This window comes from Sphingomonas albertensis, assembly GCF_014358075.1.
Taxonomy (GTDB): domain Bacteria; phylum Pseudomonadota; class Alphaproteobacteria; order Sphingomonadales; family Sphingomonadaceae; genus Sphingomonas; species Sphingomonas albertensis.
Window position 1 is genome coordinate 263,507 of the sequence record NZ_JACONT010000001.1, and the last position, 25,965, is coordinate 289,471.

At 65.3% G+C, this 25,965-nt stretch carries 27 protein-coding genes; 12 read left to right on the forward strand and 15 right to left on the reverse strand.

What is annotated here, in order from left to right:
* Window positions 1-62 precede the first annotated feature (62 nt).
* Together H8S47_RS01080 and H8S47_RS01085 are read left to right on the forward strand one after the other, a co-directional pair.
* A complete protein-coding gene (locus H8S47_RS01080; protein ID WP_328805380.1) occupies window positions 63-1,526 on the forward strand; it encodes a DcaP family trimeric outer membrane transporter in 1,464 nt (487 codons plus the stop codon).
* Between the two features lie 49 nt (window positions 1,527-1,575).
* Complete coding sequence (locus H8S47_RS01085; RefSeq protein WP_187502073.1) at window positions 1,576-3,243, forward strand: MFS transporter; 1,668 nt, start codon at window positions 1,576-1,578, stop codon at window positions 3,241-3,243.
* Between the two features lie 154 nt (window positions 3,244-3,397).
* Here H8S47_RS01085 and H8S47_RS01090 read toward each other — a convergent pair whose 3' ends face one another.
* Entirely contained in the window at window positions 3,398-3,982 is a 585-nt protein-coding gene (locus H8S47_RS01090) for a glutathione S-transferase N-terminal domain-containing protein (protein WP_187502074.1), read from the reverse strand.
* A 187-nt stretch (window positions 3,983-4,169) separates the two neighbouring features.
* On the reverse strand, window positions 4,170-4,949 hold the full coding sequence (locus H8S47_RS01095) for a class II aldolase/adducin family protein (protein ID WP_187502075.1): 780 nt from the start codon (window positions 4,947-4,949) through the stop codon (window positions 4,170-4,172).
* A 106-nt stretch (window positions 4,950-5,055) separates the two neighbouring features.
* On the opposite strand from H8S47_RS01095, the gene H8S47_RS01100 reads away from it, so the two are divergent.
* A complete protein-coding gene (locus tag H8S47_RS01100) occupies window positions 5,056-5,712 on the forward strand; it encodes a Crp/Fnr family transcriptional regulator (protein WP_187502076.1) in 657 nt (218 codons plus the stop codon).
* 64 nt (window positions 5,713-5,776) lie between these two features.
* Here H8S47_RS01100 and paoC read toward each other — a convergent pair whose 3' ends face one another.
* The 3 genes from paoC to paoA are packed head-to-tail and all read right to left on the reverse strand — an operon-like array spanning window position 5,777 to window position 9,578.
* The gene (gene paoC / locus H8S47_RS01105) at window positions 5,777-7,969 is read right to left on the reverse strand and encodes an aldehyde oxidoreductase molybdenum-binding subunit PaoC (protein WP_187502077.1); all 2,193 of its coding nucleotides are present in this window, start codon (window positions 7,967-7,969) and stop codon (window positions 5,777-5,779) included.
* Between the two features lie 5 nt (window positions 7,970-7,974).
* On the reverse strand, window positions 7,975-8,925 hold the full coding sequence (locus tag H8S47_RS01110; RefSeq protein ID WP_187502078.1) for an FAD binding domain-containing protein: 951 nt from the start codon (window positions 8,923-8,925) through the stop codon (window positions 7,975-7,977).
* Window positions 8,922-9,578 (reverse strand): aldehyde dehydrogenase iron-sulfur subunit PaoA, encoded by a 657-nt coding sequence (paoA, locus tag H8S47_RS01115; protein ID WP_187502079.1) that lies wholly within the window; start codon window positions 9,576-9,578, stop codon window positions 8,922-8,924. The genes H8S47_RS01110 and paoA overlap by 4 nt, the downstream gene beginning before the upstream one ends.
* 99 nt (window positions 9,579-9,677) lie before the next feature.
* Between paoA and H8S47_RS01120 the strand changes: the two genes are divergently transcribed.
* The gene (locus tag H8S47_RS01120) at window positions 9,678-9,878 is read left to right on the forward strand and encodes a hypothetical protein (RefSeq protein ID WP_187502080.1); all 201 of its coding nucleotides are present in this window, start codon (window positions 9,678-9,680) and stop codon (window positions 9,876-9,878) included.
* Between the two features lie 140 nt (window positions 9,879-10,018).
* Here the strand turns inward: H8S47_RS01120 and H8S47_RS01125 are convergent, their stop codons facing one another.
* Window positions 10,019-11,434: a dihydrolipoyl dehydrogenase gene (locus tag H8S47_RS01125; protein ID WP_187502081.1), complete on the reverse strand. Its 1,416-nt coding sequence runs from the start codon at window positions 11,432-11,434 to the stop codon at window positions 10,019-10,021.
* Window positions 11,435-11,536: 102 nt separating this feature from the next.
* Between H8S47_RS01125 and H8S47_RS01130 the strand changes: the two genes are divergently transcribed.
* A complete protein-coding gene (locus H8S47_RS01130) occupies window positions 11,537-12,163 on the forward strand; it encodes a glutathione S-transferase family protein (protein ID WP_187502082.1) in 627 nt (208 codons plus the stop codon).
* A 29-nt stretch (window positions 12,164-12,192) separates the two neighbouring features.
* On the opposite strand, the gene H8S47_RS01135 is transcribed toward H8S47_RS01130, so the two are convergent.
* The 3 genes from H8S47_RS01135 to H8S47_RS01145 are packed head-to-tail and all read right to left on the reverse strand — an operon-like array spanning window position 12,193 to window position 13,860.
* A complete protein-coding gene (locus H8S47_RS01135) occupies window positions 12,193-12,762 on the reverse strand; it encodes a DUF1190 domain-containing protein (protein ID WP_187502083.1) in 570 nt (189 codons plus the stop codon).
* Window positions 12,763-12,772: 10 nt separating this feature from the next.
* Window positions 12,773-13,186, reverse strand: coding sequence for a DUF350 domain-containing protein (locus tag H8S47_RS01140; protein ID WP_187502084.1), 414 nt, complete (start codon window positions 13,184-13,186; stop codon window positions 12,773-12,775).
* Window positions 13,187-13,218: 32 nt separating this feature from the next.
* Window positions 13,219-13,860, reverse strand: a complete 642-nt coding sequence (locus H8S47_RS01145; RefSeq protein ID WP_187502085.1) for a DUF2491 family protein — start codon at window positions 13,858-13,860, stop codon at window positions 13,219-13,221.
* A gap of 236 nt (window positions 13,861-14,096) precedes the next feature.
* Between H8S47_RS01145 and H8S47_RS01150 the strand changes: the two genes are divergently transcribed.
* The 4 genes from H8S47_RS01150 to H8S47_RS01165 are packed head-to-tail and all read left to right on the forward strand — an operon-like array spanning window position 14,097 to window position 16,982.
* Window positions 14,097-14,531 (forward strand): YjfI family protein, encoded by a 435-nt coding sequence (locus tag H8S47_RS01150; RefSeq protein WP_214654863.1) that lies wholly within the window; start codon window positions 14,097-14,099, stop codon window positions 14,529-14,531.
* A 24-nt stretch (window positions 14,532-14,555) separates the two neighbouring features.
* A complete protein-coding gene (locus H8S47_RS01155; RefSeq protein WP_187502087.1) occupies window positions 14,556-15,302 on the forward strand; it encodes a PspA/IM30 family protein in 747 nt (248 codons plus the stop codon).
* Window positions 15,302-16,471, forward strand: a complete 1,170-nt coding sequence (locus tag H8S47_RS01160) for a glutathionylspermidine synthase family protein (RefSeq protein WP_187502088.1) — start codon at window positions 15,302-15,304, stop codon at window positions 16,469-16,471. Before H8S47_RS01155 ends, H8S47_RS01160 begins: the two co-directional genes overlap by 1 nt.
* A complete protein-coding gene (locus H8S47_RS01165; protein ID WP_187502089.1) occupies window positions 16,464-16,982 on the forward strand; it encodes an ankyrin repeat domain-containing protein in 519 nt (172 codons plus the stop codon). Before H8S47_RS01160 ends, H8S47_RS01165 begins: the two co-directional genes overlap by 8 nt.
* Before the next feature lie 138 nt (window positions 16,983-17,120).
* Here H8S47_RS01165 and trhO read toward each other — a convergent pair whose 3' ends face one another.
* The 5 genes from trhO to hppD form a co-directional block, all read right to left on the reverse strand.
* On the reverse strand, window positions 17,121-18,077 hold the full coding sequence (gene trhO, locus H8S47_RS01170; protein ID WP_187502090.1) for an oxygen-dependent tRNA uridine(34) hydroxylase TrhO: 957 nt from the start codon (window positions 18,075-18,077) through the stop codon (window positions 17,121-17,123).
* Between the two features lie 55 nt (window positions 18,078-18,132).
* Window positions 18,133-18,498, reverse strand: coding sequence for a Rieske (2Fe-2S) protein (locus tag H8S47_RS01175; RefSeq protein ID WP_187502091.1), 366 nt, complete (start codon window positions 18,496-18,498; stop codon window positions 18,133-18,135).
* On the reverse strand, window positions 18,495-19,139 hold the full coding sequence (maiA, locus tag H8S47_RS01180; RefSeq protein ID WP_187502092.1) for a maleylacetoacetate isomerase: 645 nt from the start codon (window positions 19,137-19,139) through the stop codon (window positions 18,495-18,497). Before maiA ends, H8S47_RS01175 begins: the two co-directional genes overlap by 4 nt.
* The gene (hmgA, locus tag H8S47_RS01185; RefSeq protein ID WP_187502093.1) at window positions 19,136-20,473 is read right to left on the reverse strand and encodes a homogentisate 1,2-dioxygenase; all 1,338 of its coding nucleotides are present in this window, start codon (window positions 20,471-20,473) and stop codon (window positions 19,136-19,138) included. Before hmgA ends, maiA begins: the two co-directional genes overlap by 4 nt.
* Before the next feature lie 203 nt (window positions 20,474-20,676).
* Entirely contained in the window at window positions 20,677-21,747 is a 1,071-nt protein-coding gene (gene hppD, locus H8S47_RS01190; RefSeq protein ID WP_187502094.1) for a 4-hydroxyphenylpyruvate dioxygenase, read from the reverse strand.
* 79 nt (window positions 21,748-21,826) lie between these two features.
* Between hppD and H8S47_RS01195 the strand changes: the two genes are divergently transcribed.
* Entirely contained in the window at window positions 21,827-22,315 is a 489-nt protein-coding gene (locus H8S47_RS01195; protein WP_187502095.1) for a MarR family winged helix-turn-helix transcriptional regulator, read from the forward strand.
* Here H8S47_RS01195 and H8S47_RS01200 read toward each other — a convergent pair.
* The gene (locus H8S47_RS01200; protein WP_187502096.1) at window positions 22,270-23,145 is read right to left on the reverse strand and encodes a LysR family transcriptional regulator; all 876 of its coding nucleotides are present in this window, start codon (window positions 23,143-23,145) and stop codon (window positions 22,270-22,272) included. The genes H8S47_RS01195 and H8S47_RS01200 overlap by 46 nt on opposite strands.
* A 93-nt stretch (window positions 23,146-23,238) precedes the next feature.
* Here H8S47_RS01200 and H8S47_RS01205 point away from each other — a divergent pair, with 93 nt between their 5' ends.
* Window positions 23,239-25,359 carry a malate synthase G gene (locus H8S47_RS01205; RefSeq protein ID WP_187502097.1) on the forward strand — a complete coding sequence of 707 codons (2,121 nt, stop codon included), beginning with the start codon at window positions 23,239-23,241 and terminating at the stop codon, window positions 25,357-25,359.
* A complete protein-coding gene (locus H8S47_RS01210; protein ID WP_187502098.1) occupies window positions 25,359-25,886 on the forward strand; it encodes a gamma carbonic anhydrase family protein in 528 nt (175 codons plus the stop codon). Before H8S47_RS01205 ends, H8S47_RS01210 begins: the two co-directional genes overlap by 1 nt.
* The last annotated feature ends 79 nt before the right edge of the window (window positions 25,887-25,965 follow it).

Below are 25,965 nucleotides of genomic sequence, written 5' to 3' on the forward strand. Positions count from 1 at the left end.
GATCACGACGCTCATTCCACGCGTAAGACCAGTGGAAGAGCGCGGAGACGGGGATGACACCGATGGCATTCAAGACGAGGCTGGCCTTGACCGCGTTGCTTAGCGGTACTGCGCTGGTACCGGGTATGGCGCAGGCGCAGACGGCACGCGAGCTCGAGCTCGAGACACGGTTGAAGGCGCTCGAAGCGGCGGTGCAGGATCTGCGCGGCGAGTTGACCGCGGCACGCGCGACGTCTGCGGCACCGATCGCGTCGACCTCAACGAACGCAGCTCCGATGAGCGCGCCTCCCATGACCGCCAATCCCATGACCGCGTCTTCGATGAGCGCGGCATCCGCGTCGCCAGGCCGCTCGCCCGGCGCGACCAATGTGGCCGAGGCCAGGCCTGTCGCGACAAAGTCGGCACCGACCGACGGTTTTCGCGTGGGTAACACCACGGTCAAGCTGGGCGGCTTCGTTCGCCTCAACGTCATTGCCAGCCGCTACAGCGATGGCGAGGCCGCGGTCGGCGGGCTGGGCAAGGAGTTCTTCCTGCCGCAGCAGATTCCGGTCGGCGGCGGGTTCTCCAGTCAGGACCTGCTGCTTTCCGCGCGCCAGACCCGCCTGCAGTTCAGCACGGCGACCCCGATGAACGGTACCGAAATCAAGACGCTGGTGGAGTTCGATTTCGCGCTCGCGACGGCACCGGTCGGCGCGCAGCGCGCGACCAATCCCTACACGCCCACCTTCCGCCGTGGCTTCATCGAATATGGCAACCTGCTGGTCGGGCAGGAATGGTCGACCTTCCAGAACATCGCGGTGCTGCCGGAGACGACGGATTTCGTCGGACCGCTGGACGGCACGGTGTTCAACCGCCAGGCGCTGGTCCGTTATTCCATCCCCTTGCGACCCGGGCTGACGTTGCAGATCGCGGCCGAGAACCCCGAAACGGAAACCGCGCTGCCGGCCAACGCGGCGCTGGTCGACACGGACGACGATCGCCTGCCCGACGTGGTGGCACGCGTGAACTGGAAGCCGACATTCGGCGATTTCGCGCTGGCCGGCATCGCGCGCGAGCTCCGCACCGATACGCTGGGCAGCGGCGATACCGCCTTCGGCTGGGGCGTTTCCGGATCGGGCAAGATTCCGATCGGCAAGCGTCACGACCTGCGCTTCATGGCGACCTACGGGCAAGGCATCGGCCGGTACCTGGGGCTGGGATACGTCCCCGACGCGATCTATGGCGGCACCGCGACCCGGCTCGAGCGGATCGACAATTTCGCGGGCTTCGCTGCGCTGCGGATCGGCTGGACCGATGCGATCCACTCGACGCTCATGGGCAGCTACCAGTCGGCCGATTATCCGGCGGGCGTGATCGTCACGGGGCTGGCCAACGCCAAGTCCTATGGCGGCGCGGGCAACCTGTTCTGGTCGCCGGGCAAGGGCTTCGACATCGGCGTGGAATATCGCCACGCCGTCCGCGAGCTGGTCTCGGGTGACACCGGCGCGCTCGACCGCTTGGAATTCGCCTTCAAATACGGGTTCTGATTGCCCAACGCTCCAGAATCCCCACCGCTCCACCTGAGAGGATACCGCCATGGCAACGACAACCGGGGACGCATCGCCCCTTGGTCACGTGAAGCAGAGCCAGCCGTTGATCATCATCGCATCTTCCTTGGGTGCGGTGTTCGAATGGTATGATTTCTATCTCTACGGCCTGCTCGCGACGATCATCACCGCGCAGTTCTTCTCGGGCGTCAACGAGACGACCGGGTTCATCTTCGCGCTCGCGGCGTTCGCGGCCGGGTTCGCGGTACGCCCGTTCGGCGCGCTGGTGTTCGGGCGGATCGGCGATGTCGTCGGGCGGAAAAACACCTTCCTCGTGACGATGGCGATCATGGGCCTGTCGACCTTCCTGGTCGGCCTGCTGCCGAGCTACGCGTCGGTCGGCGTCGCCGCGCCGATCGCCCTCGTTGTGCTGCGCCTGTTGCAGGGCCTCGCGCTCGGCGGCGAATATGGTGGTGCCGCGACCTATGTCGCAGAGCACGCGCCCGACAAGAAGCGGGGGCTGTTCACCAGCTTCATCCAGACCACCGCGTCGCTCGGCCTGTTCGCGGCGCTCCTGATCGTGATCGGTGTCCGCACGCTCGTCGGCGAAGAGGCGTTCGCGGCATGGGGCTGGCGTATCCCGTTCATCGTCTCGATCGCACTGCTGGCGGTATCGCTCTGGATCCGCATGCAGCTCGAAGAGAGCCCGGTGTTCCAGAAGATGAAGGACGAGGGCAAGACCTCGAAGGCACCGCTTACCGAGGCGTTCGGGCAGTGGAGCAACCTCAAGGTCGTGCTGATCGCGCTGTTCGGTGCGGTCGTCGGCCAAGGCGTCGTGTTCTACACCAGCCAGTTCTACGCGTTGTTCTTCCTCGAGAAGAACCTCCGCGTCGACGGGCCGACCACCAACATCCTGATCGCGATCGCGCTGCTGATCGCCACGCCTGCGTTCATCTTCTTCGGCTGGTTGTCGGACAAGATCGGCCGCAAGTGGATCATCCTGACCGGCTGCGCGCTCGCCGCGCTGACCTACATGCCATTGTTCCATGCGCTGTCGAAGGCCGCCAACCCGGCGCTCTATGCGGCACAGGCCAATTCGCCGGTGACTGTGGTGGCTAACCCCGATGAATGCTCGGTGCAGTTCGACCCGGTCGGCAAGAACAAGTTCGACAGCAGTTCGTGCGACATCGCCAAGTCGTACCTCGCAAAGGCGGGCATCTCGTACACCAACGTGATCGCACCCGCCGGCACCGTCGCGCAGATCAACATCGGCGGCGCGACCATCCCGGTCGTCAATCCGGCGGTGGTTTCGGGGCCCGAAAAGGCAGCGGCGATCAAGACGTTCGGTACCGAAGTGAAGACCGCTCTTACCGCGGTCGGCTACCCCGAAAAGGCGGACCCGGCGCAGATCAACAAGCCGATGGTCATCGCCATCCTCGTCCTGCTCGTGCTCTACGTGACGATGGTCTACGGCCCGATTGCGGCGTTGCTGGTCGAGCTGTTCCCGACGCGGATCCGCTACACCTCGATGTCGCTGCCCTACCATATCGGCAATGGCTGGTTCGGCGGGTTCCTGCCCACGGCGGCGTTCGCGATGGTCGCGGCGACCGGGGATATCTATTACGGCCTCTGGTACCCGATCCTCGCCTGCGCGGTGACGGCGCTGGTCGGCCTGGTGTTCCTGCCGGAAACGTTCCGCCGGTCGCTGCATGGCTGACCGTAGCTAAAGACTTGCGCCGAGGGCGGCGTCGATCCGGCAGAACCGGATCGGCGCCGTCCTGCGTTCCAGCCCGCCTTCTTGTCGGGATGTTACGGGGCGGGTGAGGCCGCTTCCTCCACGCCCGCCGCCCCGCACGAGGCGTCGCGCCGGTCTAGACGAGCCCCTCGTGGCGCATCGCTTCTTGCACGGCCGGGCGCGCCATCATGCGTTCGCGGAAAGCGACGAGCGCCGCCGGTGCATCCAGCTTGTTCTTCGCTGCCCACAACAGCATCACGAACAGGTAGCAGTCCGCCGCGCTGACCGCTGTGCCGAACAAATAGTCGCCCTCCATCGTGTCGGCGAGATAGGTCATCCGCTTGACGATGACCGCGCCGGCCTTGGCCTTTTCCTCGTCGCTGCCACCGGCGAAGAATGGCTCGAAGCTCTTGTGGATCTCGGTGGAAATGAACGCCAGGGCTTCGATCAGATGCGTGTGGCCCATCGGCCCGGTCGGCTTCAGCGCGGTATCCTGATGTGCGATCCAGTCGAGAATCGCGATGTTCTCGCTGAGCGTCTCGCCCGTGTCGAGCATAAGCGCAGGGACATAGCCCTTCGGATTGATCGCCACGTAATCGGCGCCGCTTTCGGTCCGCTTGGTCTTCAGATCGACCTTCTCGTGGTCGAACGACAGCCCTGCCTCGTGCAACGCGATGTGATCGGCCAGACTGCAGGCACCGGGCGAGTAATAGAGTTTCATCGCTGGTCTCTCCGTATTGGTCCGCCTGAACGCGCAACTCGAGCGTTTGGCTGCCCGCAAGTTCCGCGTGACCATGCACATGGCCGCGTTCGAGGTCGCCGGCACGATGCTGGCGATCGCACGCGCGACCATGCGCACATCTAGCGGAACGCGGACGCCTCCACCTGACGGGAGGCGACGGCGTCCGTCAGTCGCGATAGCCCGGATTGACGCGGTCGAGCTTGCGCAGCAGCGCCGGCCAGGCCAGGCCATCGGCAAGCATCCGCATACCGGGACCGCTCGACTGGCCCTCGACCTTTTCGGCGACGCCTTGGTTCGGCCTGTTCAGGTTATCCCGGCCGGCGCTCAGCATCAGGACCTGCGCCTCGCACGCTCGCTCCAGGAAATACATGCGGAGAAAGGCCTGCGGAACGGATTCGCCCACGGTCAGCGTGCCGTGATTGCGCAGGATCATCGAGTTCTTCGTGCCGAGGTCCTCGACCAGCCGTTCGCGCTCCTCCAGTTCGGTCGCGATTCCCTCGAAATCGTGATACGCGACGTCGTGCCCGGCAATCATCGCGGTCTGGGTATGCGGAAGAAGACCTTCCGCCATCGCCGATACTGCCTGGCCATGGGGGGTGTGGAGATGCAGCACCGCGACCGCATCGTCGCGCCCGGCATGGATCGCGGAGTGGATCACGAAGCCGGCGCGGTTGACCGGCGCTGGCGTGTCCATGACCTTGTTACCGTCGACGTCGATCTTCACCAGCGACGACGCGGTGATCTCCTCGAACATGTGCGTGTACGGATTGATCAGGAAATGGTGATCGGGCCCTGGCACGCGCGCGGACAGGTGCGTGAAGATCAAATCGTCCCAACCGTAGAGCGCGACCAGCCGATAGGCCGCCGCCAGATCGACGCGCAGCGCCCATTCCTCGGGGGATACCTGATCCTGTATCGTTTCCATCGCCTTGAGTGCCGTAGCCATCATCCGTCTCCTTATCGTTGAGCGAAGGATACGGCAGTCGGCGCGATAAGAATGTCGCGATGGTGACAATCTCGCCGAACCAGGTAAAAATGATCCGATGGGCGATTTGGACATCGAAGCGCTGGCAGCCGATCCGTGGTTCGAAACCATGGCTGAGGAGCGTCGCGAGGCGTTGCTGCGTGAGACCCGGGTCGAACTGCTCGCGGCTGGTGCGCGAATCTATGGGCTAGGCGATCCGCCAAACGGCCTGTGGGCGGTGCTGGAGGGCCAGGTGCGGTTGAAGGGCCTGTCCGTGAACGGCGCCGAATTGCTGGCGCTGATCGTGCGGCCGGGAACCTGGTTTGGCGAGCTGTCGACGCTCGATGGGCTGCCGCGTCCTCATGAGGCGACGGCGTTCGGGTCCGCCCGCCTGCTCCACGTGCCGATGCCCGCGTTCGCCCGGGCGGCCGCGTTGAAACCGGAGTTGTATCGCGATCTCGGGCTGCTGGTTTGCGCGCATCAGCGCACCGCGCTGCGCTTTATCGCCAACAGCATCGGCCAGAGCATCCGCGTGCGACTGGCCCTTGCGCTTCTGCGCGCCTCGGTCGCCGGCAATGGCAGCGTCATCATCCGGCAGGACGAACTTGCGGCAATTGTCGGTATCGCCCGCCAAACCCTGAACCGCCACCTGAAGACCTTCGAGCGCGAGGGCATCGTGGCGGTCGCTTATGCCCGAATACGGATACTCGATCTGGCAGGGTTGCGCGGTATCGCCACGGAATAGTCGATCGCAGCATTCCGCCATGTGCTCCCCGGCGTCATTCGGCATGACATCGGGGAGCCTATGATCAGGCCATCTTGCCGATGACCTTGTCGAGCGTCAGCGGGTATTCACGGATGCGGACGCCGCACGCGTTGTAGACCGCGTTGGCGATCGCCGCGCCGACACCGCACAGGCCGAGTTCGCCGATGCCCTTGGCCTTCATCGGCGAGGATTTCTCGTCGAGTTCGTCCATGAAGAACACGTCCTGCATCGGAATGTCGGCATGGGCGGGGACGTGATATTCGGCGAGGTCGTGGTTGACGAAATAGCCGAAGCGCTTGTCGACGATCGCGTCCTCCATCAACGCCGCGCCGACGCCCATCGTCATTGCCCCGATCACCTGGCTGCGCGCCGATTTCGGGTTGAGGATACGACCCGCGGCGAACGCGCCGCTCATCCGGCGGACGCGGATCTCGCCGGTCGCCGAGTCGACACCGACCTCGACAAAATGCGCGCCGAACGTTGCTTGCGCGTAGGTCTTGGTCAGGTCGCCGAACTCGATCGAGTCCTCGGCGGACAGGCCGGCATCGCCGGCGGCCTCCGACAGCGAGACGCTGCGGTTGCCCGACTTCACCTTGCCGTCCTCGAACACGACGTCGGTCGAGTTGAACCCGAGTTTCCGCGCAACCGAGTCCCGTAGCGCCATGCACGCTGCGTAGACGCCAGCGGTCGAGCTGTTGCCGCCCCACTGGCCGCCGGAACCCGACGAGGCCGGGAAGCTGCTGTCACCGAGCAGGACGATGACCTTGTCCACGGGGACGCCCATCATCTCAGCTGCGGTCTGCGCGATGATCGTGTAGCTGCCGGTACCGATGTCGGTCATGTCGGTGGCGACGGTCACAACGCCCTTCTTGTCGATCCCGACGCGTGCACCCGACTTCATCGTGACGTTGTCGCGGAACGCGGACGCCATCCCCATGCCGACCAACCAGCGACCGTCGCGGACCTGGCCGGGGACGGGGTTGCGCTTGTTCCAGCCGAAGCGCTCGGCGCCGGTCTTCAGGCAGCCGACGAGGTCCCGCTGCGAGAACTGGCGCGACGGCTTTTCCGGATCGACCTGCGTATCGTTGATGATGCGGAGCTGGACTGGGTCCATCTTCAGCTTCTCGGCAAGCTCGTCCATCGCCGCTTCGAGCGCGAGCAGGCCGACGGCCTCGCCCGGCGCGCGCATCGCGTTGCCCTCGGGAAGGTCGAGCACGGCAAGGCGCGTCGCGGTCATGCGGTTGGCACCGGCGTAGAGCAGACGGGTCGCGTTCGGTGCGGTCTCAGGACCGCCGCCGGGCAGATCGCCCGACCAGCTCTCATGAGCGATCGCGGTGATCTTGCCATCCTTTTGCGCGCCGATGCGGAGACGCTGGATGGTCGCCGGCCGATGCGTGGTGTTGTTCATCACCTGCGTACGCGCGAGCGCCAGCTTCACCGGACGCCCGCCGATCGCGCGCGAGCCGAGCGCCGCCATCACCGCATCGCTGCGGATCCAGAGCTTCGACCCGAAACCACCGCCAACATAGGGCGACATCACATGGATGTTTTCCTTCGGCATGCCCAAGGTCTCGCTCATGTCCCGGACCGCCCAGTTGATCATCTGGTTCGACGTCCACAGGGTCAGTTTGTCGCCCTTCCAAGCGGCCGTGGTCGAATGCGGCTCCATCATCTGATGGCTCTGGTCGGGCGTGGTATAGCGCTCGTCGACCTTGACGGCCGCCTTGGCGAAGGCCCCTGCGAAATTACCGACAGCGGTGTCGGGCGTACCGTCCTTGGGCTTGGTGGCCGATGTCTTGACCGCTTCCAGATCGAAGCTGCCGGCGGTCCGCGCGTAGGTCACGCGCAACAGCTTGGCGGCGGCGCGGGCCTGTTCGAACGTCTCGGCGACGACGACGGCTACCGCCTGGTCGTAATGCTGGACGTCGGGGCCGGCAAGCATCCGCGCGGTATGCGCCTTCGCCTTGGCGACCGTGCCGGCGTTCTTGTAGGTCACGATCGCGAGCACGCCAGGCGCGGCCTTAGCGTCGGCGTCGTCGATGCTCTCGATCCGGCCCTTGGCGATCGCCGAACCCAGGATATAGCCATAGGCCGCATCTGGCGCGACGTCACTACGCTCATAGGCATAGTGGGCGTAGCCGGTGGTCTTCAGTTTGCCGTCGACGCGGTCGATCGGCTGGCCGAGCACCTTCATGCGGTCGGTCGGATTCGCCGTGGCGGGGGTATCGAACTTCATGGGCGTCAGGCCTTCGCTTCTTCGAACACGGCGCCGATGGTGCGTTCGACCAACGGCAGCTTGAACGCGTTCTGTGATGTGGTGCGGGCGCCGGCGAGGACCGCCGATGCGGTCGCCTTGGCGCCCTTCGGCATCTGCGCCTCGGCCGCCTCGACGCGCCACGGCTTGTGCGAGAGCCCACCGAAGGCAAGACGACCGCGACCCCCCGGCTGGATCACAGCGGCAACCGAAATCAGCGCGAACGCGTACGACGCACGATCACGTACCTTCTGGTAGATGTGCGTGCCGCCGATCGGCTTCGGCAGTGTGACGGCAGTGATTAACTCACCCGGCGCCAACGACGTCTCGATGTTCGGCGTGGCGCCGGGGAGGCGGTGGAAGTCGGCGATCGGGATTGCGCGCGTTTCGCCCGCCGCGTTCACCGTCTCGACGGTCGCGTCGAGCACGCGCATCGCCACGGCCATGTCGCTCGGATGCGTGGCAATGCATGCCTCGCTCGTGCCCATGATAGCCAAGTTGCGATTAAACCCGCCGATCGCCGCGCAACCGCTGCCGGGCTGACGCTTGTTGCAGGGCTTGGTGGTGTCGTAGAAATACGGGCACCGTGTCCGCTGGAGCAAATTGCCCGCGGTCGTCGCCTTGTTGCGAAGCTGGCCCGATGCGCCGGAGACCAGCGCGCGGCTGAGCACGCCGTAATCCTTCCGGACGCGCGCATCGGCGGCGAGGTCGGTATTGCGGACCAGCGCGCCGATTCTTAGACCGCCCTCGGCGGTGGGCGTGATCTTGTCGAGGCCAAGGCCGTTGACGTCGATCAGATGCTGCGGCGTTTCGATCTGTAGCTTCATCAGGTCGAGCAGGTTGGTCCCGCCCGCGATGAACTTCGCGCCCGGCGTGCGGACCGCGGCGCTGGCGGCTTCCTTCGCCGACGTCGCGCGCTCGTAGGTAAAGGCCTTCATGCCGTGCGCTCCGTACCGGCGACGTCGTGGATCGCGTCGATGATGTTCGAATATGCGCCGCAGCGGCAGATATTGCCGCTCATCCGCTCGCGAAGCTCGTCGGTGGTGACGCTCGGCTGCGCGGCGATATCGCCGGTGACGTGGCTGGGGATGCCCGCCTTGATCTCGCCGAGCGTGGCGACGGCCGAACAGATCTGGCCGGGGGTGCAGTATCCGCACTGATAGCCGTCATGCTTGACAAACGCCGCTTGCATCGCGTGCAGCTTCTCGGGCGTGCCGAGGCCTTCGATCGTGGTGATCTCCTCGCCTTCATGCATGACCGCGAGCGTCAGGCAGCTGTTGATCCGGCGACCCTCGACGATCACCGTGCACGCACCGCATTGGCCGTGATCGCAGCCCTTCTTCGTGCCGGTGAGCTTCAAATTCTCGCGCAGCGCGTCGAGCAGCGTGGTGCGGGTGTCGACGTTCAGCTTGGTCGTACGGCCGTTGACCTTGAGCGTGACCGGCATGGTCGGCGGGGCCGGTTGCGTCGTCCCCTGGACCTGATCCTGCGTCTGGGCCTGCGCGACGGGTGCGGCCGCCAAGGTGGCCGACGCGACGCCGCCGGCGATCACGCCACGGCGCGACACCGGAAAAGTTTCATCGTGATGCATATAAACCCCTGTATCTGTTACCCGAACGGACGAAGCGCGGCAAAGTTGCGCCGGGCCGTGTCGGTTTTGTTCCGCCAAATTTTTGAGCAAGGTATTGGAATGCGTACGATCTCTTCCAGCGTGTCGGTTCGGCTCTACCACCTCGACGACAGCGACGAGGGCGGGGCGGCAACGACGCTGTTCTACGGGCCGCTGGAGGAGGCGCTGGTAATCGCCGCGCAGCAGAAGGAGGATGTCCAGCCGGGGCTGTATCTGGCCACCGAGAACGACGTCGTAGCGTATCTCGATCTGGAGGAATAGCGCCACCCCCTCGATTTTCCCCCGCAAGGGGGAGGTGGCACCGAAGGTGACGGAGGGGGAGGATATGGAATCGCCGTTGCCCTTTCCTCCCCTCCGACTGGCAAGCGCCAGCCACCCCCCCCTTGCGGGGAAGGATCGGATTACGTCCCGGGAATAAACCCGTCGTCGCGATCCGGCGGCGTCGGGGCATGCACCTCGCTACAGATCGATCGCAGTGCGCCCTTCATCCCCTCCTCGAACGTCGGGTGATAGAAGGGCAGGTCGAGCACCTCGGTCGCGGTCCAGCCGCTCTGGATCGCCCACGCGATCAGATGCGCGCTGTGCTCGACCGCGGGCCCTGCCATCGTCGCGCCCGTCAGCCGGCCATCGCGACGATCGGCATAAAATCGCACCAACCCTGCGTTGCACGCCTCGACCTTCGCTCGGCCTTGATCATCGTACGAGGCCGTACCGATCACGCTGTCCGCGTCGTCGTCCTTGGCGATCTTGCCGATCACCGCAACGTTGGGATGCGTGAAGGTGATCGCGAACGGCACCGTCCGCTTGCCCGGCGTGACCTCGGGGTAGCTTGCCGCGTTGCGCCCCGCGATCATGCCCTCCGCCGACGCCTCGTGCAGCACCGCACGATCATGGTCCGCGTCGCCTGCGATGAAGATCGGCGCGCTGCCGCATTGCATCGTCTCGGGGTCGTAATCCGGCATGCCGTGGTCATCGAGCGCAAGGCCGGTAGTTTCCAGTCCAATGCCCTTGATCCGTGGTGGGCGCCCGGTAGCGACGAGCAGATAGTCGAAGCGCTGCTCGCCCGATGCAGAGCCACTCCAGGCCAGCTTGACGCCATCACCGTCAGGCTCGACCCTCAGTTCGACACCGAGGAGGATCGGCATCTCGCGTGAGAGGATCGCGTGATACGCTTCGGCGACATGCGGGTCCTTCAGTCCGCCAATCGTCTCGCCGGTGTCGAACACCACCGTCTCGACGCCGAGCCGCGCCATCGCCTGCGCGAGTTCGAGGCCCAGCGCGCCCGCGCCGATGACGCCGATCGATCCGGGCAGGTCGGCAAGTTCGAAGATGCTCTCGTTGGTCAGCACGCGGTCGCGCACCGCGTCGAACATCTCGGGGATCGCAGGGCTCGATCCGGTCGCGATCACCACCGACTTCGCATGGATCTTGCGGCCATCGCTCAGTGACAAAATCGTCGTACCTGCAAATTTTGCGCGTGCTTCGATCTTCACCTCTTCGGGCAGCTTGTCGATTGAGGTCTCGACACCCGCTACGAACGCATCGCGTTCCTGACGGACCCGCGCCATCACCGCGACGCCGTCGACCTTGCCCGACGCCTCGACGCCGAACACCGAAGCGTGCTTCACCGCGTGCATCGCATTCCCCGCCGCAATCAACAGCTTGGAGGGCATACATCCCACACTCGCGCAGGTCGTGCCGCCAAAGCCTTCGTCGATCAGCAACGTGTTGGCGCCGTTGCGACGCGCGCTGCGCTCGGCGGCGAGGCCGGCAGTTCCGGCGCCGATGATCGCCACGTCGCAGGTCAGCTTGGTCATAAGTCTCTCCGTTGCCGGAGAATTCCGGAGCCACGGTCGACGAAACCTTCGATGCCGCCCGGCCGTTCCGCGATGCAGCACATTCCTAGTCGAAGGACGCTTATGTTAACGCTCCACCACCTGAACTACTCGCGCTCGATCCGCGTCCTGTGGCTGCTCGAAGAGCTCGGCATCGAATACGACCTCGTCAAATACGAGCGCGACGAGAATTTCCGCGCACCGCCCGAACTCAAGGCGATCCATCCGCTCGGCAAGGCCCCCGTCCTCGTCGACGACACATTGACGCTTGCCGAGAGCGCACCGATCCTGTCGTATATCGACGCTCGTTATGGCGACCGTCGCTTCTCGCCGCCGGTCGATAGCGACGCGGCCGCGATCCACGACGAGTGGCTGCAATATGTCGAGAGCTCGGCATCACTGCCGATCATGATGACGTCGCTCGGCAAGCGGATGGGCGGATTGCCCGACGGCCTCGCCAAGTTCACCGGGCCCGAGGTGACCAAGACGCTCGACTATATCGGCGCGGGTGTTGGCGATGGTTCGTATTTAATGGGCGAGCAGTTGATGCTGGCCGACATCCAGATGTGCTACATCCTTGCGATCGCCGAGAGCGCCGGATTGCTCAAGGATCATCCCGACGTCGCGGCGTATCTCGATCGCCTGCGCGCCCGTCCGGCGTTCATCGCAGCGACTGAAATCGGCGGCCCGCTGATGCCCGCCCGCCGCTAACCGCAAAAGCGAGGGGGGTAACGGCCGCGTTATCCCCCGAAGCTGCGGCCACCAAAGCCGCCGCCGAAGCCGCCGCGCGAGATCACCGAACTGCGCGACTGGACGCGGGCAGGGGCGCGTGCGGTGGTCGGCGTGAACGCGTCCGACCCTACGCGCGTACGACCGGTGACATAGTCGCGGTTGATCCGGCCGCCCGCACCGCCGTAGTAATTGCCGTTCCGGTCGCGGTACATCGGCGCGCCGCGATTGCCGAAGCCGCCGTTGAGCGCCTGCCCGACCAGGAAGCCGGTGAGCAGCGGCGTGAAGAAGCTGCCGCCATTGCCGTTGTTGCGCGGCTCGCACTGCGCAGCACCGAACTGCTCCTCGCAGGTTTGTTTGTCCTCGAACCGGGGCGCAGTCTTGGCAGCATCGGCCTTCGCCTGTTCGAATGCGGTATCGCACTGGACTGCCGACAACGCACCCGCCGCACGGCATTCCGCGACCGACGCATAGCTCTGCGCCTCGACGGGTTTGCCGCCGACATCGCCGTCGCACGCGGTCAGCGAGACACCCGAGCCCGCGATCAGGCTGGTCAGGACGATCGTTCTGGAACGCTTCATCGATGCTTCCTCAATTCGTCATGCAGGCGGCGTTGAGGATGCCGACGCACAGCGAGATGCTCCCCATATAGGTCGCGGCGGCAATGTCGCCACGGACGATCCGGTCGTGGATGTCACGCATCACCAACCGCCGCACGACGAGCGCGGCGACGATCTGGATCACGCCCGCCAGCAGGGCCCAGACCGCGAATTCGAGCAGCGTCACGGTATGCGTGAGCGCCGACGCCAATGGCAGGACATAGCCGAGCAGCGCCGCACCCAGCGTAATCGCGGCGGCGGTATTGCCTTCGCGGATCAGCGATTTTTCGTGATACGGCGTCGTCGCCTGGAAGATGATCTTGAAGAGAATCGTGAACGCCCCCGCCGCGACGAACGCGATCAGGAAGGCGAGCGCGCTGGCGCCGAAGCTGTATTGATCGATCATGGCATTTCCCCCGGAGCCGTTCGCTGCGGACGCTAGGCCCTGAACTCGCCGAGTTCCAGTGCCACGCCAAGCATGATCTCGAACGAGACTTCGCCCGCCTCGGTCTCCATGTCGATCGCGAGCAACAATTCGCGGCCGTCGTCGCCCGGCAGGTCGCGGCTGAACAACATGCAAGTCTGGAAGATGCGGCGATCGACGATCCCGTCGCGGTCGTCGTGCAATTCCTCCCAGAACGTCACCGGCTCTTGCTCGCTCGCCTCGGGACCGAACCATGCGCGGCTATAGTCGGGCAGCCCTTCGGCGGTGAAGGTGCGCGCCTTGAGGCGGCTCTTCCAGGCCGGGCGCTCGGCGGCGGACGACGGATAGCTGCTGTCCCACGGTGCGAACAGCGTGACATCGGTGACGTCCTGCCCGTCGCGGTCGTTCGACACCGCCTGGAACATGATGTCGTCGTCGGTGTAGAAACGGTGGACGAAGCCGCCTTCGTTGAGGTCGATCAGCCCCTGCGCGACGATCACCAGCGTATCGCGGTCGAACGGGAACAGCAGTTCCGAACCGAACCGGCGCCAGGCAAGCGGATCGACCGTTACCGTGCGCCCGAGCGTGACGTTGCGGACGACGGGGAGGGCGTTGCCGTCAAGCGCTGGCTTGCGGCCGAACAGGCGATCGAACATGCAATCCTCGCGTCTCTGTGGTTGGCGTGCCTCTTAGGCCAAAGCGCGCAGGCTCGCAAAGCGCAACCCCCGTCATCCTGACGAAAGTCAGGACCCAGAGCCATAAACGCTGCGGTTGGTTACCCTGGGTCCTGACTTTCGTCAGGATGACGGAAGGAAGAGGACGTGGGGAGGGTGGCAGGCGCTCGCGAAACGCCTATGTGTCTCCGCGAGCGACAAGCACGGGAGTTCTTGCATTGACCGACATCTGGACCGTCCGCAGCCTGAAGGCAGCGCTCGATACGTCCGAGCCTGCGAAAGCCGGCGAATTCACCGCGCGGATCCTGGAAGGCGCGGACCCGGTATTGCTGGTGACGATGCACCACCACGGCGACCTCGAGCTGTTCGTCAACGTCAGCGAGGCGCAGATCGCGTGCTCGACGCTGCTGTGGCCATGCGACGAGCAGGAAGATCAATTGGCGTTCAACACGTTCCTGCTGAAATCGCAGAAGCTGGTGCCGCTGTCGAACTTCGGGATCGGCACCGTCGACGGCCGTGACTATTACGAGCTGTTCGGCGAACTCGCGACGTCGAGCCGGCTCGATACCGTGATCATCGAACTGCGCACGCTTGCCGAGAACGCGATCGATGCGGCCACCGACCTGCGCCACGCGCAGGTTCCTGCCGCCTGAACTGATACAAACGGAGAGACTGGCATGGCCATCTGGAGCAAGCTTTTCACCCTCGGTCGTGCCGGCGCGCACGAAGCGGGTTCGGCGGTCGTCGATGCGAACGCGCTGCGCATCCTCGACCAGGAAATCCGCGATGCCGACAAGGCGCAGGGCAAGGCGCGCGACGACCTCGCGGGGCTGGTAGCCCGTCGCCGCATCCTCGAAACCGAAGTCGAGAGCTTCCGCGCGCAGGCTGCGAAGTATGAGGCCTCGGCACGCATCGCGGTCGAGAAGGGCAACATGGACCTCGCGCGACAGGTCGCGCAGCGGATCGCCGATCTCGAACAGGACATTGCGCTGAAGACCCCGCAGGTCGAGGACATGCGCGCCGCCGAGGAGCAGATTCACACCGCCGTCGCACAGACCGACCGCAAGATCGAACAGCTCCGCCGCGAGGTCGAGGTCGTGAAGGTCAACGAGTCGGTACAGAAGGCGCAGGCCTCAGTCGCGTCGGGCAGCATGGGTGCGGGCAACAAGCTCGGCTCGGCCGCTGACAGCCTCGCGCGCATTCGTGAACGCCAGGCGATCCGTGGCGAGCGGATCAAGGCGGCGGGCGAGTTGGAAGATCGTCGCACCGGTGCCGATCTCGACGAGAAACTGCGGCTGGCAGGCATCGGCCCCGGCCAGTCGTCCGCCGACGATGTGCTCGCGCGCCTGACCGCACCCAAGACCCCGCAAGTCGGCCAGACGCTGCAGATCGAGCAGCGCGACGACAAGACGTCGGACTCCTGATGCGCCGGATCGCGGTCGACCCGCGCGGCGACTGGCGCGAACGGGCCGACGCGATCGGGTTCGTCTATCACGACACCGACGGTGAACCGTACTGGGACGAAGGCGCGGCCTACGCTTTCACGCTGGCGGAGATCGAGGACGACCTCGAGCCCGCCGCGGAACAGCTTCACGCGATGTGCCTCGATCTGGTCGACGAGGTGGTCCGCGACCAGCAACTGATGGAACGCCTTGCCATCCCGCGCGAGCAGTGGAACTACGTCGCCGAGACGTGGCGGACTCGCCAGCCGTCGCTCTACGGCCGGTTCGACTTCGCCTATGACGGGACAGGCCCGGCCAAACTCTACGAGTATAATGCCGACACGCCGACGTCGGTATTCGAGTGCGCGACGTTCCAGTGGATGTGGCTGGAGGATCTGCTCGCGAGCGGTGCGTTGCCGGCAGGGACGGACCAGTTCAACAGCCTGTTCGACAAGCTGCGCGAGCGGTTCCGCGCGCTGTTCCCGAGCGGTGGCTTCGTCCATTTCGCCGCGGATGCGTCGGCGATCGAGGACCGCCAGACCGTGCGGTTCTTCGAGGATCTGGCGTCGCAGGTCGGGATCGAACCGAAGTTCGTCGAGATGAAGGACATCGGCCTCGCTGCTGACGGGCGCTTCGTCGATACCGACGGCTTCGAGGTGCAGGCCGCGTTCAAGCTGTACCCGTGGGAGTTCATGCTACGCGAGCCCTATGCGCCAAACCTGTCGCGTGCCGACGTGCGCTGGATCGAGCCGGCGTGGAAGTCGATCCTATCGAACAAGGGCATCCTCCCGCTGCTGTGGGAGCGTCATCCCGAGCATCCGAACCTGCTCCCCGCGTTCTTCGACGACGACCCCGCCGCGAAGATCCTCGGGCCGAAATATGTGCGTAAGCCGCTATTCTCGCGAGAGGGCGCCAACGTCGAGGTGATCGGCGAGGACGGCCATGCGCTGCTCGACCAGGGCTATGGTGCCGAGGGTGCGATCCGGCAGGCCTATGCGCCGCCGCCGGTATTTGACGGGCGTCATCCGGTGATCGGTGCGTGGATGGTCGGCAACGAAGCGGCGGGGATCGGCGTTCGAGAAGATGAAACGGTCGTAACGCGCAATCTCGCGCGGTTCGTGCCGCATATCATCGAGGCGAATGATGACTGACGCGCGTGAGTTGCCGCCATTGCCGCCGATGGAGCGCCTAGTCGAGCTGATGTTCGATGCGGCCCGGACGGGACGCGACGAGATGATCCCGGCGCTATTGCAGGCGGGGGTCGATATCGAGGTGACCGATGCGAAGGGTTACACGCCGTTGGTGATCGCCAGCTACAACGGCCAAGCCGAGGCGACCGCGGCGCTCCTCGCGGCCGGTGCGCAGGTCGATGGCGCGGCGGATGCTCGCGGCAACACCGCGCTGATGGGCGTCTGCTTCAAGGGCTATACCGAGATCGCACAGATCCTGCTCGATGCTGGGGCCGACGTGAATTGGCGGAATGGCGTCGGCCAGACTGCGTTGATGATGGCGGCGCTGGTGAACAAGACGGTGATCGTCGATATGTTGCTGGAGCACGGCGCTGACCCGGCGATCGTGGATTCGGCGGGGAACAGCGTGCATTCGCTGGCGGTGTCGCAGGGCAATGCGGCTTTGGCCGAGCGCTTCGCAACGACCGATTAGCCCCTACGCTACCACCCCGGCGGAGGCCGGGGTCCAATTGGAAAGTCACAGTAATGGCAAACTGCGCTTCGTTAGCGCCGTTGCCCAATTGGACCCCGGCCTTCGCAGGGGTGGTAAAACCGGTCAAGGCAGTGCGGATCAATCCGCCCCATGCGTCTTCGGCAGCACCGCCCCAACATGCGCCTCGCCCCGAGCCTCCGCCAACCGCATTTGCCGCTCGCGCTCCGCATAACTCGCCCGCTGCGTCTCGTTCCGCGCATCATGACACGCCGGGCAACTCACCCCCTCGACATACAGCGGCGAGCCACGGTCTTCGACACTCACCGGCATCCGGCAAGCATGGCACAGCACATGACTTCCCAGCGCTAAACCATGTCCAACCGCAACCCGTTGATCGAACACGAAACACTCCCCCTCCCAAAGGCTCTCCGCTGCGGGCACGGTCTCCAGATATTTCAGGATGCCGCCCTTGAGGTGATACACCTCGTCCAGCCCCTCGGCCTTCAGGAACGCGGTTGACTTCTCGCAGCGTATGCCGCCGGTACAAAACATCGCAATCTTCGGCGGCGGCCCGTCCCCGATCAACTCCTCACGGTGCTCGCGAAACCACGCCGGAAAGTCCCGGAACGTCCGCGTCTGCGGATCGACCGCGCCAGCAAACGTGCCGACCGCGACCTCGTAATCGTTGCGCGTATCGATCACGATCGTCCCCGGCTCGGCGATCAACGCGTTCCAGTCCTGCGGCTCGACATAATGCCCGACGCCCTCCAGCGGATCGATCGCAGGCTCGCCCATCGTCACGATCTCGCGCTTCAGCCGCACCTTCATCCGGTGAAACGGCATCGTCTCGGCGCGCGATTCCTTGACGTCGAGATCGGCGCAACCCGGCAGCGCGCGGATATGCGCAAGCACCGCGTCGACGCCCTCTTCGGACCCGGCGATCGTCCCATTGATCCCTTCGGCGGCGAGAAGCAGCGTCCCTTTCACCCCGTTCGAACAGCACACGAGCGCAAGCGGCGGCTGGATCGCGGCGATGTCGGCGAACGGCGTGAAGCGGTACAGCGCCACGACGCGGATGGGCAGGGTTTCGGTCATCGGTTCATCGTACAGGGGAGGAGGTGCGTCCCCTTAGCGTAAGTCGCCCCCCACGTCAGCCTGTGGTGACGATCATCCCGTCGACCACTGCTACCGGCCAGGGTGTCAGCCGCGCGCCGCCGCATGGCCCGCCGACACACGCGCCACTGTCGATTTCGAACAAAGCGGAGTGCCAACTGCATGCGATCAGGTCCCCACGCGGCGTGAGATAGTCGTCGAGCACCTGCGCAAGCGGCAGACCCATGTGCGGGCACCGATCGACATAACCGACCACCGCATCGTCCTTGCGCACGACGAAACCGTGGAAGCGTCCAGCACGCATCTGGAGCACGAAGTTGCGCGCCTTCCCCTCGACAACCGCATCGAGCGGCGCGAGTTTGATCCCGCCGGGCGTGGCGGTCAGCCGTTCCCCGTCGCTCATGCGCGGTCGGCGTCCGGCTGCAGATCCGGATGCGCGGCGGCAAAAGCGGGGAGGGCACGGGCCTTGTCGGCGGCGCTCTTGAGGCGCGGATAGGGCAAGAGATCGACCGCGAACCGCTCGGCCGAATAGATCTGCGGCACCAGATGACAGTCGGCGATCGTCGGCGTCGCACCGAACGCGAAGCCGTCGCCGTGCCGCGCGATCAGCGTTTCCAGCGCCGCGAACCCGTCGCCGATCCAGCGTGCGATCCAGCGGTTCACCACCGCCTCGTCCGCCCCGAACTCCGTCCGCAAGGCGTTCAGGATGCGGAGGTTGTTCACGGGGTGGATATCGCACGCGATCGTCGCCGCCATCGCGCGGACGATCGCCCGGCCATCCGGGTCGACGGGAAGCAACGGTGGGTCGGGATACACCTCGTCGATCCATTCTAGGATCGCGGGGCTCTGCGTCAGGACTGCATCGTCGGTTTCCAGCGTCGGAACGAGCCCTTGCGCATTGAGCGTCTGATACTCTGGCTCGCGTTGCGCGCCGGTGCGGAGATCGTGCGCAACCTGCTCGTAAGCTACGCCCTTCAAGGCCAGCGCGATGCGGACGCGGTAGGCGGTGGTCGAGCGCCAATAGCCGTGCAGCGTCAGGCTCACTTCGGCAGGACCGCCTTGGGGAAATCCGACCACACCGCGTCGTAATCGAGCTGCGAATGCTCCAGCGCATAGGCGGTCGGCTTGTACGGCCAGCAGCTCTCCAGCATGAACGCCATCGTCCCGTCGATCTTGTGCGGCTTCAGGTCGGCCGCACTCGCACCCTGCCAGCTCGCCAGATCCGGCCCGTGACCCGACATCAGATTGTGCAACGAGATCCCGCCCGGCGCGAACCCCTCGGCCTTTGCGTCGTATGCGCCGGTAATCAACCCCATCGCCTCCGACATGACGTTGCGGTGGAACCACGGTGGCCGAAACGTACCCTCTGCGACCATCCAGCGCGGCGGGAAGATTACGAAATCGGCATTCGCCCGGCCGGGCACGTCGCTCGGCGAGGTCAGCAGCGTGAAGATCGACGGATCGGGATGATCGAAGCTGACCGTGTTGATCGTGTTGAACCGCGACAGGTCGTAGCGCCACGGTGCGAGGTTGCCGTGCCATGCGACGACGTCGAGCGGCGAGTGATCGAGCGTCGTGGTCCAAAGCGAGCCCATGAACTTCTGGACGACCTCGACCGGTTCGTCGCGGTCCTCGAACCAGGCGACCGGGGTCTCGAAATCGCGCGGGTTGGCGAGGCCGTTGGCGCCGATGGGCCCGAGATCGGGCAGGCGGAACAGCGCGCCGTGGTTCTCCGCGACATAGCCGCGCGCTTCGCCGTCGGGGAGTTCGGCGCGAAACCGGACACCGCGCGGGACGAGCGCGATCTGGCCGGGGGCAATGTCGATCCGGCCGAGCTCGGTCAGCAACCGCAGAGGTCCAGACTGCGGCACGAACAGCAGTTCGCCGTCCGCATCCATGAACACGCGCGAAATCATGTCGGCGTTCGCGGCGTAGACGTGCAGCGCCACGCCCTCGAGATCGGCGGGGTCCCGGTTGGCTAGCATCGTCGTCATGCCGTCGATCAGGTCAGTGCCAGGGGCGGGCGCCTCGATCGGATCCCAGCGCAGGCGATTGGGTGCAAGCGGGGCGTCGGTCGTGCCGGGCGCGAAGCGCTTGGCGCCGGTATAGCGCTCGAACGGGGGATGCTCGGCAGTCGGGCGCATCCGATAGAGCCAGCTGCGGCGGTTCTCGTGACGCGGTGCGGTGAAGGCGGTACCGGAAAGCTGCTCGGTGTAGAGACCGAACGCGGGGCGTTGCGGCGAATTGCGGCCGATCGGGAGCGCGCCGGGGAACGCCTCGGTCGATACGTGGTTGCCGAAGCCGGGCTGGTACGCCGCGTGGTCTTCGGTCTGGCCGGCGGTCTCGCCTGCGGCATTGGTCGGCTGGTGAATTGTCATGGCTTCCTCTCCGTCACCTGTTCCGATCAACGCCCGAACCGCCGGCCGTTCAAACTCTTTCTATTCCTCTCCCTCAGGGGAGAGGGAGGGAGACGCGCGCTTGCGCGGCGGAAGGGTGAGGGCACGTACTGGCGTAGCGCGTGCCCTCACCCTCGGCGCTGGCGCGCCTTTCCCTCTCCCCGAGGGGAGAGGGTATTAAGTGTTCATGCGTCGACCGTAATGACGCCGCGGCGGATTTGGTCGAGCTCGATGCTCTCGTACAGCGCCTGGAAATTGCCGTTGCCGAAGCCTTCGTTCCCCTTGCGCTGGATGATCTCGAAGAAGATCGGCCCGAACATGTTCTCGGTGAAGATCTGCAACAGCAACCCCTCTTCGCCGACATTGCCGTCGATCAGGATACGGTTGCGACGCAGGCGCTCCAGGTCGTGGCCGTGGTTCGGCACGCGCTTGTCGACCAGTTCGTAATAGGTCTCGATCGTGTCCTGCAGCTTGACGCCGCGCGCACGCAGCTTCTCGACCGTCTCGAAGATATCATTGGTCGTCAGTGCCAGATGCTGAATGCCCTCGCCGTTGTAATCCTTGATGAATTCCTCGATCTGGCTCTTGTCGTCCTGGCTCTCGTTGAGCGGGATGCGGATCGCGCGGTCGGGCGCGATCATCGCCTGGCTGAACAGACCGGTCGCCTTGCCCTTGATGTCGAAATACTTCTGCTCCTCGAAGCCGAAGATCTGACCGTAGAACTCAGCCCAGGTCCGCATCTGGCCACGCTTCACATTGTGCGTAAGGTGGTCGAGCAGATCGAGGCCGACGTTGTTAGCGGCCTCCGCTTCGGCCGCGCCCGGAACCGCGTTCCAGTCGTCGTACAGGCTGCCGGCCGCGCCATGCTTGTCGACCAGATACAGCAGCGAACCGCCGATCCCTTCGAGCACATAACTACCCTCGCCGAGCGCGCCCATGCTGGCATCGGCCGCATTGGCGCCCCGTGCGAGCGCCGCGTCGAACGCTTCCTTGGCGTCATGGACGCGGAACGCCATGCCGCTCGCCGAGGGGCCATGATCCGCCCGGAATGCCGCCGCATGGCCACCGTCTTCGCGGTTGAGGAGCAGATTGATGCGGCCCTGCTTGTAGCGCGTGACGGCCTTAGTGGGGTGGGTCGAGGCGGCGACGAAGCCGAACTGCTCGAACTGCGCGGCCATCCGATCGGGATCGGGCGAGGTGAATTCGGCGAACTCGAACCCGTCGAGACCCATCGGGTTTACGTCCATATGGTCCATGATCACATCCTGACAGTTGGTATCCGTTGTTACCAATCTGGCGGGTTGAACAACTGGTGTCAATCGTTACGATTTCGCTATGGCTGACCGCGCACTCGTCCTGGACGATTTCATCCCGTATCGCCTGTCGATCACGTCGAACCTCGTCAGCGAGGCGGTGGCAGACACATATGAGGCGCTATTCGGCCTGACGATTCCGGAGTGGCGGCTAGTGACCGTGGTAGCCGAGGCAGGCGGGATTACGCAGCAGCAGATCGGCCAGCAGACCCGGATGGACAAGGTGACCGTCAGCCGCGCGGCGATCGCCCTTGTCGAACGTGGGCTGATGCAGCGGCATGCGAACTCGGAAGATCGCCGCTCGCACCTGCTGAGGCTGACCGACGACGGCCACACGCTCTACGCCTCGGTCGCGCCCAAAGCGCTCGATCTGGAACGCCGGATCTTCGCCGGATTCTCAGGCGCAGAGGTCGAGCAGTTCGTCGCGATGTTGCGAAGGATCGACGCAGTGACGATCGACTTGGTTCAGGAGTCCCACGGCGGTATCGGGGACCAGAGACCGTGCAGGTAATCGAGCAGCGCGGTGGTCCCCGATGACACCGCCCCGCGTGCATGTACCGCGTAGATCCCAACGTCCGCAGACCCCGCCAACTTCGGTAATACGCGGACGAGGCGGCCGCTCGCGAGATCCGCGCTGACGTCCCAAAGCGAGCGCAGTGCGATGCCGACACCCGCCAGCGTCAGTTCGCGCACGACCTCACTGGAATTGGTCGCGACGTAGCTCGGGCGGTCGATCGTGACGTCGCCGTCTGGTCCAGTCAGCCGCCACGGCATCTGGCCCTTTGCTGCAAGTAGGCGGTGTTTCGTAAGGTCGGCTGCGTCGTTTGGCGCGATGTAGCTTGGGGCGGCGCAGAGAACGCGGCGGCTGTCGGCCAGACGATAACCCGTGAGGCTCGGCGGCACCGCAGGCGCGATCCGGATAGCAAGGTCGAGACGGTCGCCGATGACGTCGGAGAAGCCGTCGGACAGATCGAGGTCGAGTTCGATCGCAGGGTGCGCATCGAGGAACGGCTTCAGGTGCGGCGCGATGTGGAGACGCCCGAACGAGGTCGGTGCGCTGACCCGGAGTGGTCCGGCGGGCGTCTCGGCGCGGTCCGACACGCGCGCCTCGGCATCGCGGATAGCGGCGAGGATCTCCACCATGTCGCGGTAATACGCCGCGCCGCGAGCGGTGAGGTCTAGCCGCCGCGTCGTCCGATTGAGCAACCGCACGCCGAGCCGCGCTTCCAGCCGAGCGATCCGTTTCGAAACCATGGCCGGCGAGATGCCCAGCGATCGCCCGGCCGCGCTGAGGCTGGCGGTGCGGACGACCTCGGCGAAGAGGACGATGTCAGGATCCATTCGTTCTCCAGGCGATCAACAGCTTTCGGTTTATAGTGTCTAGTGGCGAAGGTGGCGGGCGTCTATCGTGCCATCAAAGTATAGGAGAGCAGCATGGCCGAGATGATCGACACCTATCAGAATCGGGCGGGTCTGAAGATCGCCGCATCGCTGATGGACTTCATCGAGACGCAGGCGCTGCCGGGTACGGGGCTCGATGCTGCGGCGTTCTGGCAAGGCGTGTCCGATATCTACGCCAGGTTCGCGCCTGAGAATTCCGCACTGCTGGCGGTTCGCGACGACCTACAGGCGAAGATCGATGCGTGGCACGAAGCCCGCGCCGGCAAGCCGATCGACCAGCCCGAGTACCAAGCGTTCCTGCGCGAGATCGGCTATCTGGTCGACGAGCCTGCGCCGTTCGCAGTCGCGCCGACTAATGTCGACCCGGAGGTCGCCTCGCTCGCGGGCGCGCAGCTGGTGGTGCCGATCCTCAACGGGCGCTTCCTGCTGAACGCCGCGAACGCGCGCTGGGGGAGCCTGTACGACGCGCTCTACGGGACCGATGCGATTCCCGGCGAGGCGTCGGGCAAGGGGTATGACGCCTCCCGAGGTGCGCAGGTGATTGCCTGGGCGAAGGCCTTCCTTGACGATGCGGTGCCGTTAGCTAACGGATCATGGAGCGTCTGGACCGGTGGTACGCCCGAGCTTGCCGATCCCAGCCAGCTTGCCGGGCACGCAGGCGACAATATCCTGTTGCGTCACAACGGCCTGCACATCGAACTCGTGATAGATCCTCAGCATCCGATCGGCCGCGACGACCCTGCAACCCTCGCCGACGTCGTGCTCGAATCCGCGCTCAGCACGATCGCCGATCTCGAGGACTCGATCGCCGCAGTCGACGCGGAGGACAAGGTCGCCGCTTACGCCAATTGGCTCGGGCTGATGAAGGGCGACCTGACCGCCAGTTTCGACAAGGGCGGCCGCACGGTCACGCGGTCGCTCGAACCCGACAGGCAGTATACCGCCCCCAATGGCAGCGCGTTCACGCTCCCCGGCCGCAGCCTCATGTTCGTCCGCAACGTCGGTCACCTTATGACGACTCCCGCAATCCTGCTCGCCGACGGCAAAGAGGCGCCCGAAGGTATCCTCGACGGCATCGTCACGTCGCTGATCGGCTTGCACGACCTCAAGAGCACCGGCCCGATCCGCAACAGTCGCGCGGGCTCGATCTACATCGTCAAGCCGAAGATGCACGGTCCCGATGAGGCCGCGTTCACCAATCGTTTGTTCGACGCGATCGAGGACCTGCTCGGCCTCACGCGCCACACGATAAAGGTCGGCGTGATGGACGAGGAGCGGCGGACCTCCGCCAATCTCGCCGCGTGCATCGCCGCGGTGAAGGACCGGGTCGTGTTCATCAACACCGGTTTCCTCGATCGCACCGGCGACGAGATGCACACCTCGATGCGCGCCGGGCCGATGATCCGAAAGGGCGACATGAAGTCCTCGTCGTGGATCAAGGCGTATGAGGATCGCAACGTCCAGATCGGGCTCGCCTGCGGGCTCAGCGGCAAGGCGCAGATCGGCAAGGGCATGTGGGCCGCACCCGACCGGATGGCGGACATGCTCGGGCAGAAGATCGCGCATCCGATGACCGGTGCGAATACCGCCTGGGTGCCGTCGCCGACCGCGGCCACGCTGCACGCGACGCACTACCACCGCGTCGACGTGTTCGCGCGGCAGGCGGAGCGCAAGGCCGAGCCCGTCGCCTCGCTCGATGCGCTGCTGACGATCCCGGTCGCGACCGGGCACAACTGGCAGCCCGACGAAGTTCGCGAGGAACTGGAGAACAACGCACAGGGTATCCTCGGCTATGTCGTGCGCTGGGTCGACCAGGGCGTCGGCTGTTCGAAGGTGCCCGACATCCACGACATCGGTCTGATGGAGGATCGCGCGACGCTCCGGATCAGTTCGCAGCACATGGCGAACTGGCTGCTCCACGGCATCGCCACGCCCGACGAGGCGGATGCGGCGCTGCGGCGGATGGCGGCGAAGGTCGATGCGCAGAATGCGGGCGATCCGCTGTACCGGCCGATGGCGGGACATGAGGACGACAGCCTCGCGTTCCAGGCCGCTCGGGCGCTCGTGTTCGATGGTCTCACGCAGCCGAGCGGCTATACCGAGCCGCTGCTCCATGCCTTCCGCGCGCGGGCAAAAGAGAGGGATGCCACCTGATGCCGCTCTACGCGATCGAGGGTAAACGACCGACGCTGGCCGACGACGTCTGGGTTGCGCCGTCCGCAGACGTAATCGGCGACGCGCGACTAGGGGAGGGCGCCAGCGTCTGGTTTGGCGCGGTGATCCGCGCGGACAACACGCCGATCGTCGTCGGTGCACGGACCAATATCCAGGAGGGTGCGATGCTGCACTCCGATCCAGGCGCGCCGCTGACCATCGGCGAAGGCTGCACGATCGGCCATCACGCGATCCTCCACGGCTGCACGATCGGTAACAACGTGCTGGTCGGGATGGGAGCGACGATCCTTAACAACGCGGTGATCGGGGAGAATTGCCTGATCGGTGCGAACGCGCTGGTGACGGAGGGGAAGATCTTCCCGGCCGGCAGCCTGATCGTCGGTTCGCCCGCCAAGGCCGTGCGACAATTATCCCCCGAAGCGATTGCCGGCCTGAAGATGTCGGCCGAAGCCTACGCGGGCAAGCAGCGCGTCTATGCCGAGGGCCTGAGGTTGGTCGAAGTGTAGAAATCCTTCCCCGCCAGGGGGAGGTGGCTGGCACTTGCCAGTCGGAGGGGGAGGTAGGCGACACGTCGGTTCCGTATCC